Source organism: Stenotrophomonas pictorum JCM 9942 (assembly GCF_001310775.1).
GTDB classification, from domain to species: Bacteria; Pseudomonadota; Gammaproteobacteria; order Xanthomonadales; family Xanthomonadaceae; genus Stenotrophomonas; species Stenotrophomonas pictorum.
Genome location: NZ_BAZI01000126.1, coordinates 1 through 7,403 on the forward strand (window position 1 = coordinate 1; position 7,403 = coordinate 7,403).

Consider the following 7,403-nt stretch of genomic DNA (forward strand, 5'->3'; position numbering starts at 1 on the left):
TTACCATGCCCTGTCCCGGTTGGTTTGGGACATGCTGAGCTGGCAGGGAGGGGGTTCAACGGGCAAAGAAAAACCCCGCCGGAGCGGGGCTTGGTTTTCTTACTGTGGTGGCTACCCACAATCAGTAATCAATCCTCAGTTTCTTTACGCCGCACTTCGTCAATCTGCCTCAAGAGCGGATCAAACGTTCTCGCCATGTAGTTGTAGGACGGGTGTTCATCACTTATCACCACCTCCCGACCATCAGGAGTCTTGACCAGGAAATCCGGCTCTGACCCATACAGTTCGACCGTTGACCACCCAAGACTTCTAGAGTCAACAACGGCCCTATCTGCAGAAATCTGGTTTCTTGCTTTATCGCCTGAGTCATCCACTACGATGACAGGTGGCTCGCTGCCATTGATATCGCTGACGACAGCTTCAAACGCCCTGACTTTTCTAAGCTCTTTTCCCATCCCTACATTTCCTTTTCGAGGCGGGGCATGGTGCCACCGAAACCTGCCGCCGAGAAGAAGCGGAAGGCCAAGAAGCCCAAGCCCTAAACGACAAACCCCACCGATTGGCGGGGTTTGTCTACGCCGTGCCAATGGCAGTGGAAATCGCGCTAGAAGTCGTCATCGAAATCCGGGGTTTGCCAAATCGTTTTTGCGAGAAAAACGCCCACAACCCTTGTGACATTCGGAAGGGGCATCAACATGCTCTTCGCAGCAGCGAAGGAGGCCCCCATCGTGATCACGTCATCGACAACCACGATAGTGGACGCCACTGGCGGTGGGATCAGCGAGTGATCCACCGCGAGTGTCTTGCACAGATCGGTAGGACTCATTCGACCGGCTCCCTCGTGCTGCGCGGCCCGATCTTTTACCTGCTTAAGCAATGGCCTGACATCAACGCCCTGAATTCCCGCGCGCATGTGCTGTAAGACCCTATGCATTCGATCATCGTACTCAGGGTGCCCGAGCGGCTTGGAGCCCGGCATCGGAACAAATGTGTACCCTGCCTGGGTATTTTCAAGCGTCAATAACTTTCGGAGGGTAGCCCCCCAATACGTCACTGCCTTTTCTTTGTAGTACAGCTCACCCTGCTTTGCCGTGGGCTTCTTCTTCAGATTCAAAATCTGCCGATTCGTATCACTAGCTTCGAATCCGCCGCCACTGGTGTAGTCGCCGTAATACAGACATTGGTCGTTCGGGTCGAGCCAGGCATAGTGACGCGGTTCAATCTTCTGTAGGCGCATGCTTACCCAGAGCTTCCATGATCTCGGTGATATTCCTGACCCGAATCGCACCCTGCTCCTCATACTTTCGAGGCCAGCTGAGACTCGGATTCCTGAAGCAGCTATCGAGGATAAAAAGCTTCCGCCCTTGTGCAAGCGCTGCCCGTGCCTGCACCAGTGTGCCCGAAGTGTTCCCCGCCTCAACAATGACAGTCGCCTCTGTGAGGGCTGACATCGTTACGTTTCTCGCGGGGAAGAACAAGCTATTGGCTTTGTAGTGCTGCTGCTTGTAGCGCAAGAACGGAACCTGGGAAATGACCAGGTGTTCCTTTGCCAATTTCTCCTGCAGATCAGCATTCTCACGCGGGTAGTAATCGAACAGCGGAGTACCGATGACTGCAATGGTTCTACCACCAGCCTCCAGTGCCCCGCGATGCGCGGCCGAGTCAATACCTCGCGCGAGACCCGACACAACTGTGAACCCGCGCCTTACCAGCGCATGAGCAATACGCGTGGCATTTGCGGCGCCCTCCGGAGTTGGATTGCGAGTGCCTACGACGGCCACGCCACGCGTATCGACCAACTCCCAATTACCGCGATAGTAGAGAAGCTCTATCGGGTGATCTGCCTCTCGCAACTTTGCGGGGTACTCACCGGCGCCATGGACGCGAACGCCGACCGACTTCAGGCGCTCCTGCCCTACCTCTTCAAGCAATCTCTTCCAAGTGTCTCGAACCGTCGCCGCAGGCACCAGCTCAGAGGGCACGCGGTTGGGATTGTCGGCAAATAGCTGTGCGACGCCCTTGAACCAAGCCCCCTGCTGCAGCCACAGCGATTCATACGCCGCCATCTCGCGACGGAGCTCTATGGGTGGCGCAGCAAACAACGACTGATCGAAAACGGAACTCATAGCGAGTTGGGGCGTGGACTCAACAAACATAAAGGCCTCGCTTGAACATCCTGTCTGCAAGGAATCCAGTTCAATACTGGAGGGACTTCACCATGTCGTAGGTGCCCGACAAGCCAAGGCGAGGACCATGACAATGCCGTGGTTCCTTATGGTCGACCATCGCTCCCACAAGAGCAAGTTCCCGCCTGAACTCTAAGATGCCCTCGGCTGGTCCTTAGGGCTGCCCGAAGATCTTCGCAAAAACAGGAAGTTGGCAGATTCTCCCCTCCCCGCCGCCGCATCCGAAGCCCTGTTATCCTGCCGCCATCAGGGATAGGGGGCTACTCGGATGAAAGCCATTGCGGTGCTGTTGGCGCTTTGCGCCATGTTGTTCGTCTCACTCGCCGAAGCTCGCGGAGTGCGAGTCAGGGGGTACACCCGGAAAGATGGCACCTACGTGGCGCCACACTATCGCTCCGCTCCAAATTCGAGCAGGTCGGACAACTATTCGACCCGCGGGAACTACAACCCCTATACCGGCAAGCTGGGAACCGTCGATCCATACGGTATTGGGCGCCTTGGTCGCTCAAGTGCCTACACCGCTCCGGCCTATGTCGCACCGGCCGCTGCGCCAGCTCCGGCCACGTCACTACCGTCATCCAGTTGGCGTAACTACGGCAGCCCGCAATCCAACTACTTGAACCCCGCAGGTATTACGCCCGAAGGATCAAATGCTGCAATCAGAGCATCTGCTGCAATGGCTGAAAGGGAATCAGCACTGATTGCAGTCCAGGAGCTCGGCCAGAGGCTCCGCGCCTCCGATCAGCAATTCGACAGGAAGTTCGCACTGATCGAAGGCCGAGTTAAGGAGATACAGAACACCCTGCCTCCGGCTCAATGGTGGGTGCAATCTCCGCAGCATGGGCGGGGCTGCCTGCCTATCTGCCGACACCAGTTTTCGCCTTGGCTTCGTCACAGCGGCTGTCCGCCCCCGCCGAATGCCAAGAAGCTGCAGACAAGGCCCGCCAACTTGCGGATGCCGCAAACAACTTGGCGAAGTGCGCATCTTGGGGCGATCTGGGCGACGACTGCGCCCGGCAGGCACGTGACGTCAGGTCTGCAGCCGACGACTACGAAGACGCTGTATCGTCGGCCTCTGGAATTTGCAGCTGAGAGAAGGAACCTGTCATGCCCGACTGGAAGGCCACCAATGGCCAGGACATCCAAGACGCCGAGATCGTCCCCACCACTGTCGGTCAGTACGTCCGGGGCAAGTTCGGGTACTGGGCGCGGCGGTATGTGGGGATGAGAGTAGTCATGGATTGCCGCGGGATCGGATTCGGATTGGCACTCTTGGTGTCGACTGCCCAGGTGGCAGCACAGAACACCAGCACCCCATTCTTCAGTAGCAGGCAAGGGCCAGCGACGACTGCCGATGTGGAGGGCCCGTTGAGGCTATTCGACAACGGGGTGAAGGCGTGCAAGCTGATGCTGCTGACAAACGCGCCGCTTGCCAACAGCTTCGTGAGGTCAAATAGCGGGGGCGTCACCGAAGTATGCGAGTGCACGTCCTTGCTGACCGTATCGCACGCAACCCGGGACGACCTGCAGGAAGTTCTGAGTGGCGGCGGAGACGCGTCAAGGATGATTGACCAACTGAAGAGCAACTTTTTGCTGTGCAACAACATCGGCGGGTAAGGCCATGAACACCACCAAAGATCGCTTTCCGTGGGACAAGCACGAAGTGACTCCTGAAGCCCGTGAGCTTACTAGGCGCATGAGCGCCGAGGCCAACTTGGATCGCCTGGAGCGGGAAAATCCGACTCGCCTACGCCATTACGCCCTGCTTGGCTTGGGTGGATTGGCCCTCGTCGCTTTGCCGCTACTACTCATCTCCTTGATGTTCGACCTCAGCTCATTCCTGAGCCGCCTCTTCTAAAGCAGCAGCGAACTCCTCCACGTCCTCGTCCTTGCTCTCCGCTGCAATTCGTTTCAGCACGTTGAGCTGCGCAGGCAGCGCCCCGACCGGGAGTTCGGTCGTTCTCGCCAGCCAGCGCACAGCGCTCGGATTGGTCATCACCCTGGCGATCACATTCGTACCAGCACCAGCTGCCGCCAGCTTCGCGAATACCGGGATATTGCCCGACAGCAGCGACAGCCCCAGCGACCCCCAATAGCCCGCAGCCACTGCGTTCGGCCCCGTGCCCGATGTGCTACGCAGTATGCCGTCGCTTTCCTTGATGCGCTCGGCGACCTGAGCAATCTTGGTGATGTTCTCGCTCATCTCTGGCCCATACCGGTGGAACAAGGTCTGCTGCGCTTCCGGGCTGAGCTTGTTCCAGTTGGTCAGAAAGCTGGCCGCACTGAACACTTCGCCCGCGGTGTCCTGCCCACTGGGATTGGCCAGCCCCATACGCTTGATGACAGCTGCCGTCACGTCCCGCTGCGCCTCTTTGGGCAGCGATCCCATAACCTGACGAAGCACCGTGGCCCCTTCCTTGGTGCCGGCGATTGCTGCCTGGAATACCTTTTCCGGGCCGCCGTTCTTGTCCACCACGCGCTGCAACAACTCCAGTCGCTCGCGGCTGTCCGCATAGAACTTGTTGGCCTTGCGCACGGCGCGTTCCGCACTCGGACCGGCCTGCCTGGCCAGGTCCTGCATGTCATCCGTCAGGGCGGCGTAAACCTTGCGCAGCTGCGCGGTGGGCTTGTCCGGCGATAGCGTGAACGAGAACGCATCCTCCCCCAGTTTGGTGCGGATGTCCTTGACCGCCTGATAGGGAATGCCCGTGCCACCAGCAGCCTGGGCTGCGGCGATGTCCGCTGCGATGTTATCCGCCAGCGTTTTCAGCTCGGGATTGATCATTGCGCCCGTCGTATTGGATGCACCGGGCGTCGGCGCGGTCAGTCTCTGCAACTCCTGTTGCGTCCTGGCCAGCGCGACCGGCGCATCAGCCGGAACATGCTGATCAACGCGATCGTAGAGCTGCCCGCGAATGCTCCGTACGCGGTCAGTGTACGTATCGACGCCCTGCTCAATAGCGCGGCCAGCCCCCTCGGCGGTCGGATCGTTGGACATGCGACGGGCGAAACCCTCCAGCCCGGAGCCGATCTCTTCGCCCTGCCGCTTTCCAAATCGAGCCATCACGCCGCCCGAAGTCGGGCCTCCAGCCAGCAACGTCTCCACGCCCTGACGCATCCAGCTGCCAGTGCCCTGGCCGATGGAAGGAGTGGAACCGAGCTGGCTGAAATCGTCGATTGCGGCTGAAAGGTTCTGGCGGTTCTTCTCGCCGCCACGAAACCCGCCACGCAATGCCATCGGCACGCCGGCGGTAATCGCGCTGGGGGCCAGCCCTCCCGCAAGAGCGGCCGCCAACTGAGCACCCTGGCCACCCCCAGCCTCACGGGTTGCGCCAGCGGCACCGGAGCCCGTGACAGTGCTTACCGCCTGCAGCGCCGGCTGCGCCGTCAGGAAGTCGCCAACACGGCTGGCCACCGTGGGCGATGCCGCCGCAGATCGGCCGGCATTGATCAGGCCGCCGGCGCCGAGCGTGAGCGCGGTCCCGGTCAACGCCTCGTTGATGTCGTTGTAGACGCGCTCGGTGGAGGTCTGCGGCTTCGGCAGGTTCAGTTTGTCAGCCAGCCAGGCACCGGTATCCCGGTACGATCCGGACTCCTGCACGCCCAGGCTTCGCTCGATGGGATTGGCGATGGCGTAGTTCAGGCATCGCCACCGAAGGCCCCGATCAGCGAGCCGGCCCCCTGCAGCACGGAGCGACCACCCATCGCCACATCCCGCAGGAACCCCGGCTTCCAGCCATCGCCCATGACCTGATCCTCGGTGCTGGCCACGTTGCCGGCAACGTCAGAAAAATCGGGCGGCAAGGCGTTCACCGCAGGGATGTCAGTGATCGGCCCGCTGCTGCTCGAATCCAACACGAAGCCCGGGGGCAATGGCGGCAAGCCGCCGGCCGGCCGTGCAGGCGGATCGAGGACGAAGCCCGGAGGAAGCGGCGGCGTGGTCATTGTGCGGGCACCCATTGGCCGTTACGGAGTTCGAGGATCTGGCCCGTGGTCGGGTTGGTGGCGCGCTGGACCGGCGCAGCTCCCGGTGTCGGCACGGCTCCAGAGAGCACATCGCCTGCAGCCGGCATCGATGACCGCAGAAGCGATTCAACCAAGTTGGACTGCACACCAATCGGCTGCCGGAAGTTGGGGACCGTTACGCGCGCGCCTTCGACGTCGGAATTGGTGATGGGTCCAGTCGGGTCGTTGATCATGGCTTGGCCGCGCGCAGCGCCCTCGCTATAGGGCGATGAGTCTTGATTCGCCCATTCGGAGATCAGTGGGATATTGCCGAGAATTCTTCCCTGGAAGAATCGCTCCCCCTTGGTCTTCATCAAGTCAGCCACGGCCTGCGGGCCGGTCAGGCCGCGCGCAGGATCCCCCTCCTCCAGAAGTCGGTTCACTTCAGAGCGCGCCACGCCTGTTTGCGCCGCCACCTGATTGAGGACCATTTCACGCTGGATGGAGGTGCCCGCGATCTGCCGGCCATTCATTCCGCCGCCCGCAGCACCGCCGACCGCTCCATTCGCACCGGCGGCCGGCTTCCCGCCCGGATTCCACTGCCCGCGCCGCTGCAGGTCGAACTGCGCCTGGGCGATCCCAAGGCGCTGGCGGGTCGCATCGGCGCTCGCATAGCTGTTGGCGGCGCTGGCGCGCGAGGCGGCGGCGGAGGCATCGTGCTGACGGATACTGGCCAGGCCCTGATCCGTGGTCGTGATCCCGCCGCCGCCGGTAAGGAATACGTTATCCAGCAGATTCTGACCCTCGACCTTGGCAAGCTGCTGAGGGCCGCTGGCCACGCCCATCAGTGCCGCATTGGCGCCATCCCAATCGCCGGCCAGCGCGCGCGAGGCCGCATCGCCGCGGAAGCGCTGCGCCTGCACATCGCCCATGTAGCCGGACAGCTGCTCGGGGTTGTAGCCAGCCGCGAGCACTGTGGCCAGGTCAGCCGGCATGTCCAGCTTCACCAGCGCACCGGCCATATTGTCGAGTGCGGCCGCCTTGCTGCGCTTGACCTTGGCGTCAGCGATCAGCTGCTCCAGTTGCGCCGCCTTGGTCTGTCCGCGCTGATACGCGTCGGTCGTGTTGACGCCACCGCCGAGCAGCTTTCCGAAGTCCTGCCAGCCTGCCATTACGAAGTCCTCCACAGGGACGGATCACTGAACCAGCTGCCAGCCTCGCTACCAAACTGGCCCATCCCGCCCCCGCCCGCTGCGGTTGTGCCGGCACCAG

At 61.4% G+C, this 7,403-nt stretch carries 8 protein-coding genes; 2 read left to right on the forward strand and 6 right to left on the reverse strand.

Annotation, left to right across the window (positions count from 1 at the left end):
- Positions 1-128 precede the first annotated feature (128 nt).
- The 3 genes from JCM9942_RS18965 to JCM9942_RS08285 all read right to left on the reverse strand — a co-directional run bounded on the left by JCM9942_RS18965 (position 129) and on the right by JCM9942_RS08285 (position 2,156).
- Positions 129-455 (reverse strand): hypothetical protein, encoded by a 327-nt coding sequence (locus tag JCM9942_RS18965; RefSeq protein WP_145974297.1) that lies wholly within the window; start codon positions 453-455, stop codon positions 129-131.
- 149 nt (positions 456-604) lie between these two features.
- Positions 605-1,237, reverse strand: a complete 633-nt coding sequence (locus JCM9942_RS08280; protein WP_054658977.1) for a hypothetical protein — start codon at positions 1,235-1,237, stop codon at positions 605-607.
- Complete coding sequence (locus tag JCM9942_RS08285; RefSeq protein ID WP_218185471.1) at positions 1,218-2,156, reverse strand: DNA-processing protein DprA; 939 nt, start codon at positions 2,154-2,156, stop codon at positions 1,218-1,220. Before JCM9942_RS08285 ends, JCM9942_RS08280 begins: the two co-directional genes overlap by 20 nt.
- A 1,137-nt stretch (positions 2,157-3,293) precedes the next feature.
- On the opposite strand from JCM9942_RS08285, the gene JCM9942_RS08290 reads away from it, so the two are divergent.
- Both JCM9942_RS08290 and JCM9942_RS08295 read left to right on the forward strand, forming a co-directional pair.
- Entirely contained in the window at positions 3,294-3,803 is a 510-nt protein-coding gene (locus JCM9942_RS08290; protein ID WP_054658978.1) for a hypothetical protein, read from the forward strand.
- A gap of 4 nt (positions 3,804-3,807) precedes the next feature.
- A complete protein-coding gene (locus JCM9942_RS08295; RefSeq protein ID WP_054658979.1) occupies positions 3,808-4,044 on the forward strand; it encodes a hypothetical protein in 237 nt (78 codons plus the stop codon).
- Here JCM9942_RS08295 and JCM9942_RS08300 read toward each other — a convergent pair.
- The 3 genes from JCM9942_RS08300 to JCM9942_RS08310 are packed head-to-tail and all read right to left on the reverse strand — an operon-like array spanning position 4,021 to position 7,303.
- Positions 4,021-5,787: a hypothetical protein gene (locus JCM9942_RS08300; RefSeq protein ID WP_054658980.1), complete on the reverse strand. Its 1,767-nt coding sequence runs from the start codon at positions 5,785-5,787 to the stop codon at positions 4,021-4,023. The genes JCM9942_RS08295 and JCM9942_RS08300 overlap by 24 nt on opposite strands.
- Before the next feature lie 38 nt (positions 5,788-5,825).
- Positions 5,826-6,131 carry a hypothetical protein gene (locus JCM9942_RS08305; RefSeq protein WP_054658981.1) on the reverse strand — a complete coding sequence of 102 codons (306 nt, stop codon included), beginning with the start codon at positions 6,129-6,131 and terminating at the stop codon, positions 5,826-5,828.
- Positions 6,128-7,303, reverse strand: coding sequence for a hypothetical protein (locus JCM9942_RS08310; RefSeq protein ID WP_054658982.1), 1,176 nt, complete (start codon positions 7,301-7,303; stop codon positions 6,128-6,130). The genes JCM9942_RS08305 and JCM9942_RS08310 overlap by 4 nt, the downstream gene beginning before the upstream one ends.
- Between the last annotated feature and the right edge of the window lie 100 nt (positions 7,304-7,403).